The following is a 20,978-nucleotide window of genomic DNA, read 5'->3' as shown; positions in this document are numbered from 1 at the left end:
TCAGTACTGCCCTGCTGCTCTTCATTATCGGTGTTCTGTCTTTCGAGCGCCTGCCGCATTGATCGTGCCTTTTTCTCCGATTGGAGAGCTGGCGTTGCTGTTGACAGGCACTTAAGTGTATCGGCAGCGATTGGATTCATCGCTCTTTTCGGCATTGCCGTGCAAAATGGTGTTATTCCCCTATGGCAAATCAATCTGCTGGGACAGGAAGACGTTCCCATGCGGGATGCAATCCTGCAAGGTTCCCTCAGGCGGCTGCGCCCTGTGAGGATGACAGCCCTGATGGCGATGCTGGGTTTGTTGCCGGCGGCCCTGTCGACAGGCGTCGGTTCGGAGACGATCAAACCTTTTGCGGTGGTGATCATCGAGGGGACTGGTTACTGTGACACTTCTAACCTTGACCATGCTTCCCGCCCTTTATCGCACGATCGGGGAATGGCGTACGAATTGGTAAAAATTATATTTGATACCCTGATACAAGCAGCAAATACTCATCACTCCGATGCAGGAAAGGTCTATCTTATCGAGGTCAGCAAAAACGGGAGGATAAACGACGGGGCAAGCGGGAACTCGAGTTAATGCAAGAGCGGAGTCAAACGACTTTCACATCATCCGCATCATCTATGCGACCACCTCTGCCATGGATGCGGCTACCTCTGGGCATGGGGCATTTCTCCCAGGACAAAGAAATGCAATCTGCGGGCTCTCTGAGTTCCGTTCCAGTTAAAAATGGATATCTCAGCCAATCCCTTCAGTGAGAACCAAAACCATTACAGGGGAATGACGTAAGCACAACGACTAGACAATATTTCCTAATTCTGCTATTAAAGTAATGGCAATTCTGCTATTACGATAGGTGCTGCTAGATGGTGGTCCGCTCAGATTTGAATGGCCGAAACGCTCTTGTAACTTACCCATGATTTGTTATAAACCTTATAAGGAGATTAAAAAAATGAAGTACTCGCTCCTCGCTGCCGCGTTGGTAACACTGACATTTTCCGCATGTGATCAAATGAAGGAGCACAAAGCGGGAGAAGGAAAACCCGGCCAATATCCACCCAGCCTCTGGGAGAAACGTGAAGGGCAACTTAGCGATGCGGATATTGAAGCGGCCCAGAAAGAAGGTGCCGGGACGGAGACAAAGAAAGATGAACCACCGAAAGACGAGGCAAAGTAACAATACGCCTAACCAAGCGTTAAAAAAGGCCGTCCCCCGGGACGGCCTTTTTTTAATGACCTAGATCCAGGTTTCGTTGTATTTCCGTTCCAGGGAGAAAAGGATCGGAACAAGGGGATTTGAATCCTCAAACGCTTCTGTTAAACTATCGTTTTTGTACTCTATAGGATGATTGAATAATGAAATACTCACTCCTTGCCATTGTCTTGGCGGCAGTTATGCTGTCCGCTTGCGAATACAAAAAACATCCTATGGATAAACCGCCTCCCTCGGCAATGGCCGAACGCGACTCAGCGCCCGATTTCAGCGAACTTGATAAAGAAGAACCTGCTGGCAATGCACCAGCACCTGCCGGTGGTGATACCAAGCAGGAAGCTCCGGCACAATAACGGAAAATAAAAAGGCAATTTTCATCAGTCGTCGATAAGTGCAACCTGCGAACTCAGTGCTTCAAGAGGTAGGAAATTTCGATTGAATGGAAATTTTTTACTATATAATACGATTCTCGTCATACCTATTTCATTTTATTAAGGACGCTCGACAATGAAACTTTCACTTCTCGCCGCCGCTTTGATGGCAGCACTTGCTCTTTCTGCATGCAAAAGACCGGAACAGGCTTTGCCTGCGAATTCGACATCGTATGGAACCCGGACTCAAGAGGGTACTACTCTGGATCAAGAGCGTGGCGCTGGTGGCGACAAGACTTCAGCAGCTCCAGCCGGTGAGTCAACCGCTTCGGCCGCTGGCACAAGTCCGGATGATGAATATTCCGGCGAGGCTGTTCTCCCTGGGCATAAACTCGACGGCAACGGCAATCCTTTGCCAGAGGGACAAAGCGCAATACCGGCAGGGCACTAAGCCTAGATACCAGGCAAAAAAAACCATCCTTTCGGGTGGTTTTTTTTGCCCCAAATAGTCTATATCCCCGGATGACAGGAGCAGGCGAACAGCACTTGCCTGATGACCTGCTACCTCCCCGCACCGCTCATCAGCGATCCTATCCTCCTTATTCTCCTTGTCTCTTGAAGCACAAAAGCATTCCGATGTAGAATGTTGATTTCATAATCGACTATCAAGAAGGAATAAATGATAAGACTCTCGCTCCTGGCTGCCACAGTAGTGCTGACAATGACTGCTTGTGGCAAGCCGAACCAGGCGCTTCCTGAGCAGGAAAAGGAAAACCACGCGAAAATCATGTCGCAAGAATCCTCAACCCCGGATCAGCCTGTTGCCGGATCCGATACTTCTTCCGGCGAAGCTGACAAGTAAAGTAAAACGCTTTTTAACGTAATGAACAAAGCCGTCCCAGGACGGCTTTTTATTGTATTATTGGTTTTATTTTTGTTGTTTTGCTGCTTCTGATTTTTGCTGTTCCTGTCAGAACAACTGGCGCCATCCAAAGCCCTCGCTCTGGGTGGCTACGCCAATCCAGGCTGCTTCGCAGTTTAAAGCATCGCTCAGTATTCCCTGCACAAGCATAGGTGTATTGTTCTTCTGGCTCAAATGGGCTGCTATGATATGCTGCAGGCGGTTGCAATTGAGTCTGGCGAGAAGACTTGCCGAAGCAGCATTCTCAAGATGACCGAAACGCCCTCCCACCCTTCGCTTCAGGCTTTCCGGATAGTCGCTGTTTGCCAGCATCCGGGCATCATGGTTGCATTCCAGCACAAGAGCGTCACAGTCACTCAGGACCGCTTCGATATGGGGAGTCGAGCAACCTGTATCAGTCAATACGCCCAATCGCAGCGAACCGTTTCCAAACACGAATTGCGCAGGTTCCTGTGCATCATGGGGGACCGGGTAAGGTTCTACCCCAATGTCCCCGATGGAAAAACGCTGGTAACCCTCTATGATATTGACTCCTGGCAGTTTCCCGAACGCTTTCCCCGCACTGCGCAACGTGCCATGTGTCAACCAGACAGGGATGCCAAACTTGCGTGCAAACCGGGCAACACCGCAAATATGATCGCCATGCTCATGGGTTACGACAACCGCATCTATCGTGTCCGGTTCGAGACCAAGCCGGGCGAGGCGAATAACGGTTTCCCGGAGCGTAAAACCACAATCCAGCAACAACCGGGTGTTCCCTGCTTCGATTATCAGAGCGTTGCCCTGCGAACCACTTCCCAAGCAGGCAAAGCGCATGCTCATGAACAAGAGAAATTATGAGAGACAAAAAAAGTGACAGGAAGCAACAGGTACATATTTTACCCGTTCCAGAGTCCCAACAGTAATGCTCTCCGTCCTGATCCTGAATTTATTACTCCCCTTCTTCTTTTCTCCTTGCGCTCGGCTTGGGGGTGGCGGCGATCAGCGATCGTCACAGCACATTCAATGCAGATGAAGGAACTACTGAACAAATCATTTCAGGGGGAAGTGGTGGAAGAATCTGCCAGCCGCCCAGGTGTGGAGATCAAGGATTACAGGCAGATTCGCCGGCATTGGGCCGGCATGGAGCTGGTTTAAGCCGACGATTTCCGCTCAACAACAATTGGGATATTTCGTTTGCCGGGAGCGGAGGTGAAAAGTAGAAACCCTGCACTTCGTCGCAGCCTCTTTCTTTCAGAAAATCAAATTGTTCGGCAGTTTCCACACCCTCCGCTACCACTCTCACATGAAGGCTATGCGCCATATCGATGATTGCAGTCGTAATGGCGGCATCGGCGGAATTTGTAGTGATCTCCTGGATAAAAGAACGGTCGATCTTCAGCACATCTATTGGAAACCGTTTTACATATGACAGGCTTGAATAACCGGTTCCGAAATCGTCGATCGAGATCTGGATTCCGAGCACCTTCAACCTCTGCAGAATACTTACTGTCTTTTTTGCATGCGTCATCAAAGAGCTTTCCGTCAGTTCCAGTTCCAGCAGATCGGAATCGATGCTGTTTTCCCGCAATGCTCTTTCCGTCTGCAATTCGAATTCGAGCAATGCGGGCTGGATGCCGTTGGCCTGAGTTGCCCGAATAACATCCTGATTCAAGGTGCTCCGCGAAAATTGTCTTCCCGAGACATTAACCGAAACCGGGATTTCTCCTATCCCCGCATGCCGCCACTCCGCAATCTGCCTGCATACGCTCTCGATAACCCAGGCGCCCACCTGGGTTATCAACCCGGTCTGTTCGAGTGCCGGAATGAATTCCAGCGGCCCCACCACGCCATGTTCGGGCCGTTTCCATCTCAGGAGGGCTTCCATGCCGGTGACCCATCCGCTGGAAAGATCCACCTTCGGCTGATAATGCAAGACAAACTCATCCCGATCGAGCGCCTTCCGCAAAGCATTTTCCTGGTCGAGTTTCTCGATTGCGCGGACATTCATTTCCGGCGTAAAGAAGCGGTAGGTGTCTCTGCCTGCCGTCTTCGACCGGTACATCGCAGTATCTCCATTTTTTACGAGCGTATCGGCATCGATCGAATCTATCGGGTACACACTGATTCCAATGCTCGCTGTTACCGTGACCTGGTGACCCTGTAAATCGAAGGGTTGGCGCAATGCTTCCCTGATCTTGCTTGCAACCACGCCCGCATTCCCCAAACCGTCAGCGCTGACAAGAATGCAACCGAATTCATCTCCTCCGATGCGCGCGATGATATCAGTTACACGCAAGCATTCCAGCAAGCGAAGACTGAACTCACGCAGCAGTTCATCTCCCAGCACGAAACCCAGCGTGTCATTTATATTTTTGAAGTTATCAATATCGAGAAACAGTACTGAAACGATCCGGTGATTCATTTCAGATTGTTTGATTACCTTGCGGAGTGACTCATAGAACAGGACGCGGTTGGGAAGATGCGTGAGCGCGTCATAATGGGAAACCTGCAGCAACTGCTGATCAGTCTGCTTGCGCTGGGTGATGTCATCCATTACACCCACGATTCGATGCACGCCGGTTGAATCCTTGATCGGGAAAGTGCGCGAGTGGACCCAGCGTATCGACATGTCTGGTAATAGCAAGCGGTAATCATGGTCCACGCCCCCGAGCGGCAGATCTGCCGCTTCGCGCAGGACACGTTCCATGTCTTCCGGATGCACAGGTTCGAAAATCGTTTCCAGCTTATCTCCCTGGCTAACCTGCTGCCCCGTCATTTTCTCCCACTCAGGATTAATATAGCGAAAGGTTTTGTCATGGACATCCCAGATCCAGAAGACCTGGGGAAGATTGCCCGCAAGCTGATCAAACAAATCTCCAGTTTCCCAGGGAAAAATTTTCTCTCCTGGCACGACTTCACTGCGCACAGCAAATTTCTGCAGCTTTTTCTGCAATTGCCTGATTTCAAGCACGTCGTGAATATGGGTCAGCATTTGCAGACGGTCAAAAGGCTTGGTAATAAAACCTTTTGCGCCTGCCTGCAAGGCTCTCTCCTTATGCTGCGGCTGGGCAGTGATTACCAGGACGGGAAGAGCAGAACGCTCACCTTGAGATTCAACCTGAAACCCGCTTTCATATCCTGCTTCCGATTCTATTTGCGCTTCTATTTCTCTCAAACATTCCATCACCTGGAATCCATCCATTCCCGGCATCATCAGATCGAGGAGAATGAGATCGTACCGATTGGCGCGATGAAGATCGCACACTTCCCAGGGGTTCATGGTGCAGGCGATTGAAGTGTAGCCCGCGCTCGAAAGCATGCCGTGAAGGAGATCGACATTACCTTTCCGGTCGTCGACCACTAAAATCCGGGCATTAAGAATATCGGCAGAAGACGTCATCGAATTTTCCGTTTTAATACTTGTTTAACGCTGGCGCCGTCCATGGCTAATAAATTTTTGTTCCGATTCTCAACCCGATCTGTTGCTTTGCATATAGCATCGCTCGTCCGCTTGCACGCCGGATTGATTGCCCGGATTTAGCCCTTATGTGGGGCGAAGACGCCGCATCATAGTCCTGTTCACGCCACCCTACAACATCTGTGGAAGCTGGACCACAGGACAAATACCGCAGGACTCGCAATACATCAGAACCGACACCGAAATGCCGCACTTTAAAAATAAGCAGAATCTGTGCCATCCCCTTGGCCTCGCCTGACGAGCCGTTCTTTCCAAACGACAGTCAAATCGCTGTAAAATTTACCGATACCCCTGAAGGCAAATGTACTATCATGCCAAACTCCCTGCGCTCACCTGGCGGTAGCTGCTAATATACCAATTAAATATGACCCCGGAAATCAGGACTGAAAAATGCTGGATAACATGATGGCATTTCTGGCTCATTGGGGCGTCACATCGCTCTCGCTATGGATAGCGAGCCTGATGTTTCATGGGATTTCATTCAGCAGTAAAAAATCTCTGTTCATATCCGCTTTGCTGCTGGGCCTGGTCAATGCTGTCGTGAAACCAGTCATCATCATTCTGACCATCCCGCTGACATTGATCACCTTTGGCTTTTTTTTGCTGGTTATCAATGCCCTTATGATGATGCTGGTATCGGCACTCGTGTCCGGATTCAGGATTTCTGGATTCTGGACTGCCTTTTTTGCAAGTATCGTTGTCACGGTTGTCAGCCTGTTCATCGGCACGATGGTATTTCAATCCGAAAAGAATTATTTTGAGATGCCCACTCAGCAAAAAGGCGTGATGATCTGAGGGCAATAAACCAAAGTTCGCGCCTCACTCTCGTATATTGATAAAGACTCTGCGCAGATCCTCGTGGGATGCATTTTTGTATTAGTCAGGAGCCCATCATCCCGATTCTTGCAATATCCAGCAAGAGCGACAAATCCCTGGCATCATGACTCTGATCGTAAGGCAATACACCAAGCAATGGACAATCAAGCCGTCGCTCCAGGGCCAGTACGTTCTCCTCGAAAACCGCCATTTCGGGATCAATCCGGTTTGCCACCCATCCCGCCAGCGGAACTTGGGCTGCTCGAACGGCATGGGCCGTCAACAGTGCGTGGTTGATACAGCCAAGCCGCATCCCGACCACCAGCAGGACCGGTAGACCCAAAGCCTGCACCAGCGCGGCGCTGTCCTCATGGTCGTTCAATGGGACGAGAAATCCTCCTGCTCCTTCCACGATCACGACATCCGCTTTTTTTCTCAGCTCAAGGTGTGCCTGACGAATGACTTCGAGATCGATTTCAACGCCTGCCCTGCCTGCAGCAATGTGTGGAGCAATCGGAGGAACAAGCGCATAAGGATTGATATGCTCGCGTTCCACGGAAACGCTGCTTGCCGCAGCCAGTAATTCGACATCAGGCCACGTCCCGTTTTCGCATCCGGCTGCAACAGGCTTCATGCCCACCGCAGTTTTTCCCGCGGCAGCAAAGGCATGCAGCAGGGCGCAGCTCACGCGCGTTTTACCCACGCCGGTATCTGTCCCGGTGACGAAATACCCGTTTCCCATTCCCATAAAACGAAATATCCTTATTCCAAACCGATGTGGTGGCGTGTTTCCGGTGTAAGAATGGATGTTCGAGGGGCTGGCTTCCAAGCATGCCCATATACCACTTCAAAAGTCGCTGGCAATTTTCCCCCTGTACGTAGTGTCTCGTAATGGCCGATAGCTTTTTGCCACGCATTTTTTCCGGTCAGGCCGCGGAGCCGCGCTCCAGTGGCGTTATGGGCGCCGATGGCTTTGAGATCGCGCATCACATCGATTACTTCATCATAGGTCAGCGTAATATATTCCATATCCATAACCGGAGTTGCAAAGCCGCTATGCACCAGCATGTCGCCAATGTCGTGCATGTCCGTAAAGCGATTGACGTGACTGTAATCATCCGCCTGGCGAAAAGCCTGCCGCAACTCTTTCAGCGTATCGGGCCCGAAAGTGCTGAACATGAACAAGCCGCCGGTTTGCAGGATACGCCGTATCTCGTCAAAGGTTTTTTTGAGATCATTGCACCATTGCAGTGCCAGGTTGGACCAAGCGAGACCGGTGCAGGAATCTTTCAACGGTAGTTGTTCGATATCACCTGCGACATAGCGGATCCGGTTTGTCCCCTGTTTATGGCCCATCCCGAGCAGCTGGCGCCAGCGCGGGATTGTGGAATTCACTCGATGTCGAGCCTGCCAGTGCATTCCCGGTGCAATATCGATGGCAAGCATGGATGCATCCGGATAGCGTTCAAGCAGTTTACGCGTGCCATAGCCGGTGCCGCTTCCCGCATCGAGAACAACATCAGGCGTATATTTGATGTATTCAAGGCGGGACAACATCCGGTCGCACACTTCGCGCTGGAGAATTGCGGCCTGATCATATAAGGGTGCAGCCCGTTCGAACGCCTTACGCACCCGGCGCTTATCGATGAAATGGTCGTGATTCACTGCGGACTCATTTGAACTCATCTGTGAAGCGAACGATATTCGCAACGAATTTATCGGGATAGGACAGGAACGGCACATGACTGCAATCCGGTAGCATGACTAGCTCCGCATCCTGAAACTGCTGCTTCATCCATCCCGCTGCCTCGGGATAGGCAATGACGTCGTTCTCACCGTGTATCAGCAAAGCGGGTTGAACGACGTTTCGCAGCTTTCGGCGAAGGTCGTTCGCAAGCACGATCTGTAACCCCGCTTCCAATGCTTCCGGCTCCGGCACACTGCGCTCGAACAAAAGTCTTCGCATCTCGGGCAATACCTTCCCGGCATCTCCCCCTCCATTCACCTGCAGGGTAAGAAATCGCTTCATGGTGGTGCTGAAGTCTCGTTTGAGATTTTCTGCAAACGCCTTCAATGTCAATTCCTCCATTCCCCATTGCCAGTCCTCGCGTTTGACGAAGCTGGGCGTGGTGGAAGTTAATACGATTTTCTTCACGCGCGCCGGCTCGCGCAATGCGAGTTCGATTGCGAGTTGGCCGCCCAGCGACCATCCACAAATTACACAGTCGGGAGGCAGAACCTCCACCACCCTCTCGACCATGCACTCGCCGACATCGGTTTTTTCTCCCGTTTCATAAAGGGAGGCGGGCCGACTGAACCCATGGCCTGGCAAGTCGATGAGATGCACGCGGAAATGCTGCGCCAGAAATTGCGGGACTTCCCCCCACATTCCGCTATGCATGGCCCACCCATGCAGCAGAACGAGATCGGGGCCTTCACCAAGACATTCAACGTAAAGGCTCACCTGGCCCATCCACCATTCTGCACTGTATCCGCGAGCTCCGCCCTTACAAGGCGAGTGCCATATCCGGTGTAAAGGTGCTCAGTCATTCCATAGTCATTCCATATCCCGGTCGATTTCCCGCAATGCTGCGCCCAGTTGCACGACATCCTCTATATCATGTGAACTGGATAACGAGATGCGCAAGCGCGCTGTCCCCTCGGGCACGGTAGGCGGTCGAATGGCGGTTACCAGAATACCTTTCTGGCGCAACGCTTCGCTGACCTGCAGAGCCTTGGCATTCTCTCCCATGATCAGCGGCTGGATGGGAGTATCCGACGGAAGCAGTTTCCAGGGCAGGGAACGGCATTCCTGCTTGAGCAGCCTGATGAGCCGCGCCAGTTTTTCACGTCGCCACGCACCGCCTGCAATCAGTTCCAGGCTTTTCAGCAAGGCATGAGACAGGAACGGCGGAGTGGCAGTGGTATAGATGTAGCTTCGCGCACACTGAATGAGCATTTCGATGATTTCTCCCTGGGCGGCTACGAAAGCCCCAAATACACCTGCCGCTTTGCCGAGTGTTCCCATGTAGATAATGCGCGGCGAACTGATATTGAAGTGCGCCAGGATCCCCTTCCCCTGGTCGCCCAACACCCCGAACCCATGCGCATCATCGAGCAACAGCCAGGCGTCGTATCTTTCACACAACCCCAGCAAGCCTGGAAGCGGCACGACATCTCCATCCATGCTGAATACCGCATCCGATACCACGAGTTTCCGCCTGGCCTGAGATGCAGCAAGCTGCCGCTCCAGAACAGCCAGATCCAGATGTGGATAACGACTCAACCTCGCGTGCGAGAGAAGCGCCGCATCGTTGAGCGATGCATGATTGAGTTTGTCTGCGAATATGGCGTCACCCCGGTCGGTCAACGCTGTTACTACGCCTGCGTTTGCCATGTATCCCGTGGAAAACAACAATGCCCGGGGTAGCCGGGTAAAGGAGGCCAGCGCTTCCTCCAGCAGATGATGTGCCCGCGAATGGCCGCTGACGAGATGTGATGCACCTGCTCCAACACCATACTGCGTCGCGCCTTCGCAAAGCGCTGCAATCAGTTCGGGATGATTGGCAAGGCCGAGATAATCGTTACTGCAAAATGCCAGGTATTCACGACCGCTTACCGTAACCCGAGGGGCCTGAGGGCTCTCAAGTGTCAGGCGGTAACGATACAGGCTCCGGTTTTCACGGCTGCGCAGGTATTCGCGCAGGTCTTCACCCGGTTGATAGATTGAATCCGAGTCGTTGAGCATACGAGCAGAGGTTGCCCGATAAGATCATTTGCCACAGGATAGTGGAAAATAAAGGAGATCGAGGTGAAAAGCCGCTATATGGAATGCAGCCCCAGCTTGTCAAATAACGCTTTATCCCGTTCCGCTTCAGGATTGCCGGTAGTAAGCAGTTTATCGCCGTAAAAAATGGAATTGGCGCCAGCGAGAAAACACAGCGCCTGCACTACATCCGGCATTTCTCTCCTTCCGGCTGATAGCCTTACCATTGCCTTCGGCATTGTAATGCGCGCAGCTGCAATCGTGCGCACGAATTCCAGAGGATCCAGAGCTTCTGTCCCGTGAAGGGGCGTGCCTTCGACCTGCACCAGATGGTTGATGGGAACGGATTCCGGATAAGGATCGAGATTGGCCAACTGGGCGATTAGTCCGGCGCGGGCGCGGCGTGATTCACCCATGCCCACAATGCCTCCACAACACACATTGATACCCGCATGACGAACCTTTTGCAAGGTGTCGAGCCGGTCCTCGTAATCGCGGGTGGTAATGATCTCCCCGTAAAATTCGGGTGATGTATCGAGATTATGGTTGTAATAGTCCAGACCCGCCTCTTGAAGCTGTTCCGCCTGCCCTGGCTTCAACATGCCTAACGTCGTGCACGCCTCGAGTCCCAACGCTTTTACAGCCCTCACCATTTCCACCACGCTTTTCATATCCCGCTCCCTGGGACCGCGCCATGCTGCGCCCATGCAAAACCGCGTAGCCCCCTGCGCTTTGGCGGCTGCCGCTGCTGCTACCACATCTTCAACCGTTAGCATGTCCTGATTTTCCACATTCGTATGATAGCGCGCTGCCTGCGGACAATATCCGCAATCCTCGGGACAACCCCCGGTCTTGACAGAAATCAGTGTGGAAAGCTGGACCGCATTGGGATCGTGATGTTGACGGTGAACCTGTTGCGCCCGATGAATCAGATCGCTGAACGGCAGATCGAGCAGCGCTTCGATGCGACGAACGTCCCAGCGCCGAAAATCAGTGCCGATGCTGGAAAGTTTGTCAGCGAAATTGTCGACCGCTTCGCCCGAGGGCGTTTCCATGTCAACGACACCGGAAGCTGATTGGCTCATACCCTATCCTTCAATGTTTGGCAATCGATTTGTCTGAACCCCTGTTCACGACAGACGAAATGAAAGCCAAATGGCTCTCATTTTCCCGCCTCGTCTTCAGTAGCGAATGGCATAATCACAAATTGCGCCATTGTTGTCAATTTTTTCCTGGGTTTTTTTGAACTATCGATCAAAAATAGTGCAGTCGTTATTCGGGAGAAACTGCCTCCTCTGTGGAAGTGTCGCTACTGAAGACCTTTGCGCGCCTTGCCGGAACAGCCTGCCTCATCTTTCATCGCAGCATTGCCCGGCCTGTGCGTTACCGACGGAGAAAGCCCTCGTCTGCGGTGCTTGCCTTGCTCATCCTCCGGCCTTTGATCGTACGCTCGCCGCCGTGAATTATGCCTTTCCGATCGATGCGCTTCTCCACTCGCTCAAATACCGGACTAATCTTGCCCTGGCGCCGGTACTGGCAGATTTGCTTTTGGCGCAGATCGACAAGGCTGTATTACCGGATTTCATCATTCCGATGCCATTACACCCGGCACGATTGCGGGAACGCGGTTTCAACCAGGCCATTGAGATCGCCCGGCGGATATCGAAAAAATCGGGCGTTCCCCTGCTGCCCGCGCTATGCCGTCGCGTCAGGGATACAGCTTCCCAGACTGGACTTCCATGGAAGGAGCGGGAAAAAAATATTCGAGACGCATTTGACTGCGAGGGAAAATTAAACGGAAAGCGTATTGCCATCGTCGATGATGTAATGACCACGGGCGCAACGTTGAACGAACTGGCGAGGGTATTGCGTAAATGCGGCGCGGTTCATATCAGCGCGTGGGTAGTCGCACGCACGCTTCCCGGCACTCCATAAAAACATGTAAGACAGAATCGATATGTTCGATGTAATTCTGTATCAGCCCGAGATTCCACCCAATACCGGCAATATCATTCGCCTGTGCGCCAATACAGGCGCTCGCTTACATCTGGTCAAGCCCCTCGGCTTTACGCTGGAAGACAAACAACTGCTTCGTGCCGGACTGGATTACCACGAATTTGCCAGTATCAGCGTGCATGCAGACTGGGTGGAATGTATGGACGAACTCGGGGACAGGAGCAGACGCTTTTTTGCGATTTCCACCAAAGGAAAACAACGCTATGACCTTGTTACCTATTCGCCTGGCGATGCCTTTCTTTTCGGCCCTGAAAGCCGCGGCCTGCCAGCTGATCTGCTGGAAAATTTCCCTGAGCAGCACCGCCTTCGCGTACCGATGGCAGCGGGAAGCCGCAGTCTCAACCTGTCGAATGCCGTTGCGGTGATAGTCTATGAGGCGTGGCGCCAGATGGAATTCGCATAGTGCTGGATGAGTTGGGTGTACTGTCTTCTCTATTGGCTTTTGATCCGCTCAATAGATTTCTGATTTCGGTTCACGATTGAGCAGCGCTTCTACCGCCTGTCCAGCCGGAACACCGTCATCCAATATACTGCACACACCCTTTGTGATCGGCATTTCAATGCCCATCAGGTGACTTAATCGCAATACTTCCCGGGCTGTGTGGACGCCTTCGGCGATATGCCCCAGTTCCTGCAGAATGTCGGGCAGGGAGCGGCCCGCTGCAAGTGCCAGTCCAACCCGGCGATTGCGCGACAAATCCCCTGTGCAGGTCAGTATCAGATCACCCACCCCGGTCAAACCCAGGAAGGTTTCCATACGTCCCCCCAGTTTTAAACCCAATCGGGTAATTTCCGCCAGGCCCCGGGTGATCAAGGCCGCGCGGGCGTTGTACCCGAACCCCATACCGTCGCAAATACCTGCGGCAATCGATATGACGTTCTTGACTGCGCCACCCGTTTCCACACCCACTACATCGGTACAGGAATAAACGCGCAGCCGCGGAGCGTGCAATTGCGCGGCAACCTCTCGTGCGAATTCCTCATCCTCGGAGGCCAGAGTCAGGGCCGCGGGCAAGCCTTTCGCGACTTCAAGTGCAAAACTCGGTCCTGATAGGACGCCATATGGCGCTTCTCCGGCATATTCCTCCTCGGCCACCTGGTGAGGTAGCTTTGCCGATTGCGATTCAAATCCCTTGCATCCCCAAATTACAGGGACCTTTTTGCCGCTTGCTGCAATTTCCCGTAAAGTCTCGCGCAAACCCGAAACCGGCACAACGATCAGGGCGAGGTCGGCGTCCTCGACAGCCTCTTCGAGCCCTGCGGTCAACCGTAACGATGCCGGTAAAGGAAAAGCGGGAAAATAGCGGCGATTGATACGCTGTGAAACGAGATCAGCCAGATGCTGGCGCCTGCGGGTCCACAATGTCACCTGGTGGGAAGAGGCGGTGCTTGCACAAAGGCTGAGAGCCAGCGCGGTGCCCCATGCGCCGGCTCCCATCACCGCTATTCTCATGAGCCCCAGACCTGGCTGGTCCTGACGTACCCGGTTTGACCGTCACGGTGTCGCACCCTCACCCATCCGTTGGCCGGGGGCTCAAGCCACTCCAGGATTACACCTTGCTGTACCTGGAACATCAGGGGCGAATTGGTAGTTGCCACCTGATAGACGTCTGCCAGCGGCGAAGTAACGATGATATAGCGCTTCTCACTCAGGGCTTTTTCTTCTACCCAGGCAAGCGCTCCCTCACTGTCGCGAACCTTTACCCATCCGTCGACTTTTACAATAGCCTCAACTGGCAGATTCCGGCTGGCCACATATAACTTCCCCGCCTTGAGTGACGGCGCGTCATACATTATTGCGACGGTGTCATTGATCGAATAAAACTCCAGCGCCGCAATGGCGAGCGATGGAAACATCGACATCGCCATTCCGAGAATGACCAGCCCCCGGCCCAGCGAGGATGATATTTTCAGCGATGAAACGCGCACAAGCCCCATTTTTATTTTAATGCGTGATTTGCTGTGTCTCTGGAGTCTGCGGCGCTGCCGAATTCTCCGCCTGCTGCTTTCTCTGATAGTAAAGTGCCTCGAAGTTCACTGGATTCAAAATGACCGGATGAAATCCCGCGCGCGTCACAGTATCCGAAACCGCCTCGCGCAGGTAGGGGAAGAGAATATTTGGGCATGCAATACCGAGCACAAGCTCCATTTCAGCTTCCGGGACATGACGAATCTGAAAAACACCACCTTGCTGTATCTCCACCAGAAACATCGTCTTGTCCTTGACCTTTGCGGTGACGGTCGTTGTCAACACGACTTCATACAAGGTTTCATCGATGCGCTCGCTCTTGCTGTGCAGCTGGATGTTCACTTCAGGCGTCTCGCGCTCCAGGTATATTCTGGGCGCGTTTGGTATTTCAACAGAAAGATCCTTGACATAGACCTTTTCGATGCTGAAAACCGGTTGCTGCTGCTCGTTGCTCATGTCGAATTCCAAAGAATGATAAAACTGTGAATCAGGTGAACATTAATCCGAATCATAACCCCCGGAAATAAAAACTGTTCACAAAAAGGTGTTCCCATCCTGCTCAAACTTGCTGCACTCCTCCTCACTGCCCCGCCCTTTTCGAGAGGCAACTCACGTTGCGAGGAGCTTTGCCAGCCCTTCACTGCGGTCGAGCTTCGCCAGATCGTCGTAACCGCCTACATGCGTATCACCAATATAGATCTGGGGAACCGTGCGGCGTCCGGTTTTCTCCATCATCTCCACCCGGCGTGCGGGTTCAAGATCCACCCGTATCTTTTCTATTTCCTCCACGCCCCTGGCTCGCAACAACCGTTCCGCCATGACGCAATACGGGCAGAAACCGGTGGAGTACATCAATACCTTTGCAGGCCCCTCGCTCATTTTTTTACTACCGGCAAATTGGCCTGCTGCCAGGCATCGAAACCACCCGCAAGGTTGTACACGTGCTGAAAACCCTGGCCTCGCAGAAGGAAACCCGCCTTGCCGGTGGTATTAGCCCCCCCACGATGGATTAATATCACCGGCTTGTCCTTGAACTTATCCAACTCCTGCAATCGCTGCTCGAGCTTGTCGGCCGGAATATGCTTTGAATTGGAAACGTGCCCCGACTCATACTCACTGCCTTCGCGCACATCCAGGACCAGCGCGTCCTTATAATTGATGAGCTGCACCGCTGCCATCGTATCCACTTCTTTGCCGCGACGCGAAACCAGCGGCCATAACAGCAGGATACCGCTCGCCACCGCAGCAACAATCAACGTAATGTTATTCTGAAAAAATGCAATGTTATTCTGAAAGAATGATGACACACCAAGTCTCCTAAAAATCCCTTTAGTCTCTGGTTTCCGTCTCTGGTTTCCTTGACTTTCGTAACCGATTATTCTATCAGAGACAGAAGGTGTGCGGAATTCTCGCGCTTCACTCCTTTTTCAGTCTTTGTTTCGCGCGGCGGCTGCGCCCCAGAGCATGTGTGAAAGAATCCCGGGCAAGGCAAAGATGCGGGCGTCCTATAAAGCATCCTGCCGGTGGCCTGAATCAAGATATTCCGATGCGCCAACTACTTGCCCCAACCACTGCCCTAACCACTCCTTGTGGGATCTGGTCAGTTGGTCTGGCTGCTGCGGTAGTGTCGAAAATACGGTAAAATTTAAAGTTTTCCCATCGCGGAAAATATTATCTGCTCAAGAACATGAAAAAACTCGTTCTCCTGCGACATGGAGAAAGCACCTGGAACAAGGAGAATCGCTTTACGGGCTGGACGGACGTGGACTTGACTCCAAAAGGAGTGGAGGAGGCCCGCAATTCCGGACGCCTGTTGCGGGAAGCCGGATTCACTTTCGATATCGCCTACACTTCGGTACTGAAACGTGCCATTCGCACATTATGGATCGTGCTGGATGAAATGGATCAGATGTGGATTCCCGTCGAATTATCATGGCGGCTGAATGAACGTCATTATGGCGCGTTGCAAGGCCTGAACAAACTTGAAACAGCAGTTGAATATGGTGAAGAACAGGTATTGATCTGGCGGCGAAGTTACGATATTCGCCCGCCTGCGCTCACTCCCGATGATCCCCGTTATCCCGGATCCGACCCTCGCTACCGGAATTTGCCAAAGCAGGATATTCCCCTTACCGAGTGCCTGCAGGATACCGTGTCACGGTTTTTGCCCTACTGGTGTGAAAGCATTGCCCCCCAAGTCAAAAGTGACAAAAGCGTGCTCATCACCGCGCACGGAAATTCGCTGCGAGCCCTGGTCATGTATCTTGACAACCTTTCCGAACAGGAAATCATGGAGCTCAATATTCCGACCGGCATTCCGCTCGTATATGAGCTTGACGATAGCCTGAAACCGATCCGCAGCTATTACCTCGGAGACCAGGCAAAAATCGAGCAGGCCATGCAGGTTGTCGCAAATCAGGGAAAAATTCTGCCCAACCCTTAACTTTTGGTTTAATCTCTGTTTTTCCTGTTGTCGTGCTTGCCGTGCCCGTTCTTTATACGCATACTCTCTGACTTCTGATCCGGCTGCCTTTTCCTTCTCCTCCCACTGCTCGATGGCGTAGGATCTGCTCACGCTCGATACGTTTGAAAATTTCAGCCTCAATCCGTATTCATCCCTGGCTCAAGGTCTGCCGCACGCTTATCCCTGTCTGCGCGCTGTTAATCTGGCAAGCCCCTGTGGCTGCGGAGACATCCGATAGTGAAGAACTGAAACAACTGAGAAACAAGATCGAGACGCTGGAAAAGGAACTCACGGATACGGAAGGATACCGATCCGAAGCGGCGGGTGCGCTGCGTGAATCGGAAAAAGCGATCGACGCCGCTAACCGGCGGCTTACGGAACTCGCCAGGCAGCGGCGTGCGGCGAACAGCAAGCTTGGCCAACTGAAAGCACAGTCCGCCCAGATCAAGAAGGAAATAGCAGCGCAGCAATTGCAGTTGAGGAACCTGCTTTACGGGCTCTATATCGCCGGAGGTGGACGAAAAGAGTACTTGAGTCTCTTGCTGAGTCAGCGGAATCCCAATGAAATAGCCCGCAATCTCCACTACTACGAATATTTCTCACGCGCTCGCAAGGAAGGTATCGATGACCTGCGTGCGAATCTTCAGAGGCTCGAAACGCTCAGCCACGCCAGCCGGGAAAAAAGTGCGGAGATCTCGGGTGTGCACGCACGGCACGCCGAGCAGAAAGTACAGCTCGAACAACAAAAAGACGGTCATGCGAAGCTTCTGGCAGAAATATCACTGCAAGCCGAAGAGCAGCGGCGCGAAATCAACCGGCTCAGGCGCAATGAAGACCGTCTCACCAGGCTGGTGGAAAAACTTACCAGGATGCTTGCGAAGAAAAAGAAATTCGAAGCATCTGAAAAACCTTCCGAGCCAGGCGCCCCCCCTGCTCCTGCCAGCAACAGCAGTTCCCCCGATTCATCGGAGAATGCGATGCCATTCACGAATGGAACGTCCTTCTCCTCCCTCCGCGGCCACCTGAATTCACCAGTGCGCGGGGAACTTGCAAACCGCTTCGGGAGTCCACGTGCAGATGGTGGCGTTACCTGGAAAGGGTTGTTCATCCGCGCCGCTGGTGGCGAGAGTGTGAAGGCGGTTGCAAATGGACGCGTCGTATTCGCCGACTGGCTCAGAGGGTTCGGCAATCTGATGATTCTGGACCACGGCGACAGCTATATGAGTCTTTATGGAAATAATGAAGCGGTTCATAAGCGGGTGGGAGACGTGATCAATGCCGGAGAGACGATAGCCACAGTAGGCAATAGCAGTGGAAATTCCGATACCGGCCTATACTTTGAATTGCGCCATCAGGGCAAACCGTTTGACCCTTTGAACTGGGTCAGAATAAAATGATCTAAGCAACAATTTGACTTGTTTGGAGAATATTTAATGGGCGACAAAATGCGGCAGTTCGGCCTCGTCATTTTCGGTGCAATCGCCGGCGTGATGCTGAGCCTCAATTTTTCTGCTGTTGCCGATAAGGAACCGCAGGGGGTCCTGCATCCCCTTCCGGTGGAGGAACTTCGCGCCTTCACAGAAGTGTTCGGCCGGATAAAAAATGATTACGTCGAACCGGTAGAAGACAAGAAGCTCATCACCGAAGCCATCAATGGCATGCTGACAGGCCTTGATCCCCATTCCGCCTATCTGGATGCAGATGCGTTCAAGGAGCTGCAGATTGGCACGCAGGGTGAGTTCGGTGGTCTGGGCATCGAAGTGAGCATGGAAGACGGGTTTGTCAAGGTCATTTCTCCTATAGAGGATACACCTGCTTTCCGCGCCGGGATAAAACCGGGAGATCTTATCATCAAGCTGGACGATACGGCAGTCAAGGGGCTCTCGCTTACCGATGCCATCAAGCGCATGCGCGGCAAGCCTGATACTCCTATTACCCTTACCGTCGCACGCAAGGGTGAGACCAAGCCGATTGTGTTCCCGCTGGTTCGCGCCGTCATCAGGATACAAAGCGTGAAGTCGAAAATGATCGAGCCCGGCTATGGGTATATTCGTATCACCCAGTTTCAGGAACAGACAGGGGAAAATCTGGCAAAAGCGATAGATAAGCTTTTCAAGGAAAGCGCCGGATCGATGAAGGGACTGGTGCTGGACCTGCGTAATGACCCGGGCGGCCTGCTGAACGGAGCAGTGGCAGTATCTGCGGCCTTTTTACCGGAGGATTCTCTGGTTGTCTATACGGATGGCCGTAGCGAAGATGCGAAGATGAAACTCAAGGCCAGTCCTGAGTTCTATCTGCGCGATACGAAGAACAACTATGTCAAGCGGCTCCCACCGGGTATCAAGACAGTACCGATGGTGACACTCGTAAATGGCGGCTCGGCTTCAGCCTCGGAAATCGTCGCCGGCGCATTGCAGGATCATAAACGGTCGATCGTGATGGGAACGCAAACCTTCGGTAAAGGTTCGGTGCAAACCATTTTACCGCTGGGGAACAACACAGCCATCAAATTGACCACGGCGCGGTACTATACGCCAAATGGGCAATCCATCCAGGCCAAGGGAATTACGCCTGATGTCATGGACGAGTTGGCAAAGGATGAAGTCGAGCGCCTGCGTGAAGCTGATCTCGATCGTCATCTATCCAATGGCAAGGCGGAGGAGTCGAAACGGGAGACGGAAGCGAAGGTAGCGCCGGAAGCGAAGGTAGTGCCGGAAGCGAAGGTGGCGCCGAAGCCGGGAGTCAAGCCGGCCAAGCCCGAGAACGAAGAAGACAAGAGCAAGAAGCGTGAGTCACCTGCTGAATTCGGCTCCAGCGATGATCTGCTGCTGGTTCAGGCGATCAGCTATATTAAGGAAAACTCAGGCAAGCGGGCAACTGCAAAAGTAGAAAACTGAGGTAACTGCCTGAACATAAGGCAGCGAAAGAATCGAGGCGAAATGCCATAATTCTTCCGCTGCCTGCCTCCCTGCAAAGCCCACAGATGCTGTGCATAAAGTCGAGCGCGCTTCGTTTAGTGCATCGCCTCGCTTATTTGTTACGCTCCCCACCTTTCCCCTATCTCCGGGAAGTTCATATCGATACCCGCCCATCTGATTGTCTCGCATCAGTGTCCTTATGCCCCCGTATGCCTCATTTATGCCCGCTACTCCCATCTTCTGAAAAAGGGTGATATCCAGTAGCGCTCCCGGACGGCGGCGAACCATTTTCCAAATGAATGACGATCAGTTGCTGCGTTACAGCCGTCACATCCTGTTGCCAGAGATAGGAATACAGGGTCAGGAAGCCTTGATCCGGTCGCATGTACTGGTAGTCGGCGCAGGCGGCCTCGGCTCCCCTGCCGCCATGTACCTTGCTTCGAGCGGGGTGGGAAGACTCACCATCTGTGACAATGACAGAGTTGACCTGACGAACCTCCAGCGCCAGATCATTCATGGTACAGACGACATCGGCGCACCGAAAACACACTCTGCCAGAAAGACCCTTGCGAAAATTAATCCTGAAGTCGAAGTGATCGAACTGACCGAGCACATGGATGAAAAAAGATTGCTGCAACTGGTTGAGAACGCCGATGTGGTCGTGGACGCGAGCGATAACTTTCCCACCCGTTATGCCATCAACCATTCTTGCGTCCTTCGCCACAAGCCGCTCGTATCAGGCGCGGCCGTGCGTTTTGAGGGGCAAGTCGCAGTATTCGATCGCAGGCATTCGAACAGTCCGTGCTATCACTGCCTGTTTCCAGCAGGTGGCGAAGATCAGGACATGCGCTGTGCGGTGATGGGCGTGTTTGCGCCGTTGGTAGGAATCATTGGCTGCATGCAGGCTGCAGAAACACTGAAAATTCTCACCAACACCGGCCAAACCTTGAACGGCCGCCTGCTTACGCTGGACGGTCTTGCCATGAAATGGAAATCGTCCGAACTGAGAAAGGATCCAGCATGCGAGGTTTGCGGAAACCTGTAATCAGGTGTTTAGTCCCAC

At 52.8% G+C, this 20,978-nt stretch carries 24 protein-coding genes and 1 pseudogene; 13 read left to right on the top strand and 12 right to left on the bottom strand.

Annotation, left to right across the window (positions count from 1 at the left end):
• The first annotated feature begins 30 nt into the window (after nucleotides 1-30).
• From ACZ5BW_RS06000 to ACZ5BW_RS05980, 5 genes are all read left to right on the top strand, one after another.
• Complete coding sequence (locus ACZ5BW_RS06000) at nucleotides 31-579, top strand: efflux RND transporter permease subunit (RefSeq protein WP_464543357.1); 549 nt, start codon at nucleotides 31-33, stop codon at nucleotides 577-579.
• Nucleotides 580-952: 373 nt separating this feature from the next.
• The gene (locus tag ACZ5BW_RS05995) at nucleotides 953-1,177 is read left to right on the top strand and encodes a hypothetical protein (RefSeq protein WP_074708697.1); all 225 of its coding nucleotides are present in this window, start codon (nucleotides 953-955) and stop codon (nucleotides 1,175-1,177) included.
• 179 nt (nucleotides 1,178-1,356) lie between these two features.
• Nucleotides 1,357-1,566, top strand: a complete 210-nt coding sequence (locus ACZ5BW_RS05990; RefSeq protein WP_113066760.1) for a hypothetical protein — start codon at nucleotides 1,357-1,359, stop codon at nucleotides 1,564-1,566.
• A 154-nt stretch (nucleotides 1,567-1,720) separates the two neighbouring features.
• Nucleotides 1,721-2,035, top strand: a complete 315-nt coding sequence (locus ACZ5BW_RS05985; protein ID WP_464543356.1) for a hypothetical protein — start codon at nucleotides 1,721-1,723, stop codon at nucleotides 2,033-2,035.
• 228 nt (nucleotides 2,036-2,263) lie between these two features.
• Nucleotides 2,264-2,446 (top strand): hypothetical protein, encoded by a 183-nt coding sequence (locus tag ACZ5BW_RS05980; RefSeq protein ID WP_464543355.1) that lies wholly within the window; start codon nucleotides 2,264-2,266, stop codon nucleotides 2,444-2,446.
• A gap of 108 nt (nucleotides 2,447-2,554) precedes the next feature.
• On the opposite strand, the gene ACZ5BW_RS05975 is transcribed toward ACZ5BW_RS05980, so the two are convergent.
• Both ACZ5BW_RS05975 and ACZ5BW_RS05970 read right to left on the bottom strand, forming a co-directional pair.
• Nucleotides 2,555-3,322, bottom strand: a complete 768-nt coding sequence (locus ACZ5BW_RS05975) for an MBL fold metallo-hydrolase (RefSeq protein ID WP_464543662.1) — start codon at nucleotides 3,320-3,322, stop codon at nucleotides 2,555-2,557.
• A gap of 268 nt (nucleotides 3,323-3,590) precedes the next feature.
• Nucleotides 3,591-5,888, bottom strand: coding sequence for a GGDEF/EAL domain-containing response regulator (locus ACZ5BW_RS05970; protein ID WP_464543354.1), 2,298 nt, complete (start codon nucleotides 5,886-5,888; stop codon nucleotides 3,591-3,593).
• 468 nt (nucleotides 5,889-6,356) lie between these two features.
• Here ACZ5BW_RS05970 and ACZ5BW_RS05965 point away from each other — a divergent pair, with 468 nt between their 5' ends.
• Nucleotides 6,357-6,761, top strand: coding sequence for a phage holin family protein (locus tag ACZ5BW_RS05965; protein WP_464543353.1), 405 nt, complete (start codon nucleotides 6,357-6,359; stop codon nucleotides 6,759-6,761).
• 85 nt (nucleotides 6,762-6,846) lie between these two features.
• Here ACZ5BW_RS05965 and bioD read toward each other — a convergent pair whose 3' ends face one another.
• From bioD to bioB, 5 genes are all read right to left on the bottom strand, one after another.
• The gene (gene bioD / locus ACZ5BW_RS05960) at nucleotides 6,847-7,530 is read right to left on the bottom strand and encodes a dethiobiotin synthase (protein WP_464543352.1); all 684 of its coding nucleotides are present in this window, start codon (nucleotides 7,528-7,530) and stop codon (nucleotides 6,847-6,849) included.
• Between the two features lie 14 nt (nucleotides 7,531-7,544).
• A complete protein-coding gene (gene bioC, locus ACZ5BW_RS05955) occupies nucleotides 7,545-8,468 on the bottom strand; it encodes a malonyl-ACP O-methyltransferase BioC (protein ID WP_464543351.1) in 924 nt (307 codons plus the stop codon).
• The gene (bioH, locus tag ACZ5BW_RS05950; protein ID WP_464543350.1) at nucleotides 8,455-9,255 is read right to left on the bottom strand and encodes a pimeloyl-ACP methyl ester esterase BioH; all 801 of its coding nucleotides are present in this window, start codon (nucleotides 9,253-9,255) and stop codon (nucleotides 8,455-8,457) included. Before bioH ends, bioC begins: the two co-directional genes overlap by 14 nt.
• An 84-nt stretch (nucleotides 9,256-9,339) precedes the next feature.
• Complete coding sequence (gene bioF / locus ACZ5BW_RS05945; RefSeq protein WP_464543349.1) at nucleotides 9,340-10,530, bottom strand: 8-amino-7-oxononanoate synthase; 1,191 nt, start codon at nucleotides 10,528-10,530, stop codon at nucleotides 9,340-9,342.
• A 74-nt stretch (nucleotides 10,531-10,604) separates the two neighbouring features.
• A complete protein-coding gene (bioB, locus tag ACZ5BW_RS05940; RefSeq protein WP_464543348.1) occupies nucleotides 10,605-11,633 on the bottom strand; it encodes a biotin synthase BioB in 1,029 nt (342 codons plus the stop codon).
• A 178-nt stretch (nucleotides 11,634-11,811) separates the two neighbouring features.
• Between bioB and ACZ5BW_RS05935 the strand changes: the two are divergent.
• The 3 genes and pseudogenes from ACZ5BW_RS05935 to trmL form a co-directional block, all read left to right on the top strand.
• Nucleotides 11,812-11,910, top strand: a pseudogene (locus tag ACZ5BW_RS05935) (double zinc ribbon domain-containing protein); the annotation flags it as partial.
• A 96-nt stretch (nucleotides 11,911-12,006) separates the two neighbouring features.
• On the top strand, nucleotides 12,007-12,483 hold the full coding sequence (locus tag ACZ5BW_RS05930; protein WP_464543660.1) for a ComF family protein: 477 nt from the start codon (nucleotides 12,007-12,009) through the stop codon (nucleotides 12,481-12,483).
• A gap of 22 nt (nucleotides 12,484-12,505) precedes the next feature.
• Entirely contained in the window at nucleotides 12,506-12,967 is a 462-nt protein-coding gene (trmL, locus tag ACZ5BW_RS05925) for a tRNA (uridine(34)/cytosine(34)/5-carboxymethylaminomethyluridine(34)-2'-O)-methyltransferase TrmL (protein ID WP_464543347.1), read from the top strand.
• A gap of 48 nt (nucleotides 12,968-13,015) precedes the next feature.
• Here the strand turns inward: trmL and ACZ5BW_RS05920 are convergent, their stop codons facing one another.
• The 5 genes from ACZ5BW_RS05920 to ACZ5BW_RS05900 form a co-directional block, all read right to left on the bottom strand.
• Nucleotides 13,016-14,017 (bottom strand): NAD(P)H-dependent glycerol-3-phosphate dehydrogenase, encoded by a 1,002-nt coding sequence (locus tag ACZ5BW_RS05920; protein WP_464543346.1) that lies wholly within the window; start codon nucleotides 14,015-14,017, stop codon nucleotides 13,016-13,018.
• A complete protein-coding gene (locus ACZ5BW_RS05915; RefSeq protein ID WP_464543345.1) occupies nucleotides 14,014-14,502 on the bottom strand; it encodes an SH3 domain-containing protein in 489 nt (162 codons plus the stop codon). The genes ACZ5BW_RS05920 and ACZ5BW_RS05915 overlap by 4 nt, the downstream gene beginning before the upstream one ends.
• 7 nt (nucleotides 14,503-14,509) lie before the next feature.
• Nucleotides 14,510-14,989 carry a protein-export chaperone SecB gene (gene secB / locus ACZ5BW_RS05910; protein WP_464543344.1) on the bottom strand — a complete coding sequence of 160 codons (480 nt, stop codon included), beginning with the start codon at nucleotides 14,987-14,989 and terminating at the stop codon, nucleotides 14,510-14,512.
• Nucleotides 14,990-15,142: 153 nt separating this feature from the next.
• The gene (gene grxC / locus ACZ5BW_RS05905) at nucleotides 15,143-15,412 is read right to left on the bottom strand and encodes a glutaredoxin 3 (protein ID WP_464543343.1); all 270 of its coding nucleotides are present in this window, start codon (nucleotides 15,410-15,412) and stop codon (nucleotides 15,143-15,145) included.
• Nucleotides 15,409-15,840 (bottom strand): rhodanese-like domain-containing protein, encoded by a 432-nt coding sequence (locus ACZ5BW_RS05900; RefSeq protein WP_464543342.1) that lies wholly within the window; start codon nucleotides 15,838-15,840, stop codon nucleotides 15,409-15,411. Before ACZ5BW_RS05900 ends, grxC begins: the two co-directional genes overlap by 4 nt.
• 380 nt (nucleotides 15,841-16,220) lie before the next feature.
• Between ACZ5BW_RS05900 and gpmA the strand changes: the two genes are divergently transcribed.
• The 4 genes from gpmA (at nucleotide 16,221) to ACZ5BW_RS05880 (ending at nucleotide 20,960) form a co-directional block, all read left to right on the top strand.
• A complete protein-coding gene (gpmA, locus tag ACZ5BW_RS05895) occupies nucleotides 16,221-16,976 on the top strand; it encodes a 2,3-diphosphoglycerate-dependent phosphoglycerate mutase (protein WP_464543341.1) in 756 nt (251 codons plus the stop codon).
• 143 nt (nucleotides 16,977-17,119) lie between these two features.
• Nucleotides 17,120-18,394 (top strand): murein hydrolase activator EnvC family protein, encoded by a 1,275-nt coding sequence (locus ACZ5BW_RS05890; RefSeq protein WP_464543340.1) that lies wholly within the window; start codon nucleotides 17,120-17,122, stop codon nucleotides 18,392-18,394.
• Between the two features lie 36 nt (nucleotides 18,395-18,430).
• Complete coding sequence (locus tag ACZ5BW_RS05885; protein WP_464543339.1) at nucleotides 18,431-19,894, top strand: S41 family peptidase; 1,464 nt, start codon at nucleotides 18,431-18,433, stop codon at nucleotides 19,892-19,894.
• A 316-nt stretch (nucleotides 19,895-20,210) separates the two neighbouring features.
• A complete protein-coding gene (locus tag ACZ5BW_RS05880) occupies nucleotides 20,211-20,960 on the top strand; it encodes a HesA/MoeB/ThiF family protein (RefSeq protein WP_464543338.1) in 750 nt (249 codons plus the stop codon).
• Nucleotides 20,961-20,978 lie beyond the last annotated feature (18 nt).

It is taken from the genome of Nitrosospira sp. TNL300 (genome assembly GCF_055385915.1).
The sequence above is the reverse complement of the archived record's forward strand: the minus strand, read 5'-3'. Positions and strand labels throughout refer to the sequence as shown.

Bases quoted from the DNA above. Each gene is read 5' to 3' on its own strand.
- ACZ5BW_RS05885 (WP_464543339.1), top strand. From the start codon at position 18,431: ATGGGCGACAAAATGCGGCAGTTCGGCCTCGTCATTTTCGGTGCAATC.
- ACZ5BW_RS05990 (WP_113066760.1), top strand. From the start codon at position 1,357: ATGAAATACTCACTCCTTGCCATTGTCTTGGCGGCAGTTATGCTGTCC.
- trmL (WP_464543347.1), top strand. From the start codon at position 12,506: ATGTTCGATGTAATTCTGTATCAGCCCGAGATTCCACCCAATACCGGC.
- gpmA (WP_464543341.1), top strand. From the start codon at position 16,221: ATGAAAAAACTCGTTCTCCTGCGACATGGAGAAAGCACCTGGAACAAG.
- bioB (WP_464543348.1), bottom strand. From the start codon at position 11,633: ATGAGCCAATCAGCTTCCGGTGTCGTTGACATGGAAACGCCCTCGGGC.
- ACZ5BW_RS05965 (WP_464543353.1), top strand. From the start codon at position 6,357: ATGCTGGATAACATGATGGCATTTCTGGCTCATTGGGGCGTCACATCG.
- secB (WP_464543344.1), bottom strand. From the start codon at position 14,989: ATGAGCAACGAGCAGCAGCAACCGGTTTTCAGCATCGAAAAGGTCTAT.
- ACZ5BW_RS05980 (WP_464543355.1), top strand. From the start codon at position 2,264: ATGATAAGACTCTCGCTCCTGGCTGCCACAGTAGTGCTGACAATGACT.
- ACZ5BW_RS05985 (WP_464543356.1), top strand. From the start codon at position 1,721: ATGAAACTTTCACTTCTCGCCGCCGCTTTGATGGCAGCACTTGCTCTT.
- bioC (WP_464543351.1), bottom strand. From the start codon at position 8,468: ATGAGTTCAAATGAGTCCGCAGTGAATCACGACCATTTCATCGATAAG.
- ACZ5BW_RS05975 (WP_464543662.1), bottom strand. From the start codon at position 3,322: ATGCGCTTTGCCTGCTTGGGAAGTGGTTCGCAGGGCAACGCTCTGATA.
- ACZ5BW_RS05880 (WP_464543338.1), top strand. From the start codon at position 20,211: ATGAATGACGATCAGTTGCTGCGTTACAGCCGTCACATCCTGTTGCCA.
- bioD (WP_464543352.1), bottom strand. From the start codon at position 7,530: ATGGGAATGGGAAACGGGTATTTCGTCACCGGGACAGATACCGGCGTG.
- ACZ5BW_RS05915 (WP_464543345.1), bottom strand. From the start codon at position 14,502: ATGGGGCTTGTGCGCGTTTCATCGCTGAAAATATCATCCTCGCTGGGC.
- ACZ5BW_RS05920 (WP_464543346.1), bottom strand. From the start codon at position 14,017: ATGAGAATAGCGGTGATGGGAGCCGGCGCATGGGGCACCGCGCTGGCT.
- bioF (WP_464543349.1), bottom strand. From the start codon at position 10,530: ATGCTCAACGACTCGGATTCAATCTATCAACCGGGTGAAGACCTGCGC.
- ACZ5BW_RS05970 (WP_464543354.1), bottom strand. From the start codon at position 5,888: ATGACGTCTTCTGCCGATATTCTTAATGCCCGGATTTTAGTGGTCGAC.
- ACZ5BW_RS05995 (WP_074708697.1), top strand. From the start codon at position 953: ATGAAGTACTCGCTCCTCGCTGCCGCGTTGGTAACACTGACATTTTCC.
- bioH (WP_464543350.1), bottom strand. From the start codon at position 9,255: ATGGGCCAGGTGAGCCTTTACGTTGAATGTCTTGGTGAAGGCCCCGAT.
- grxC (WP_464543343.1), bottom strand. From the start codon at position 15,412: ATGAGCGAGGGGCCTGCAAAGGTATTGATGTACTCCACCGGTTTCTGC.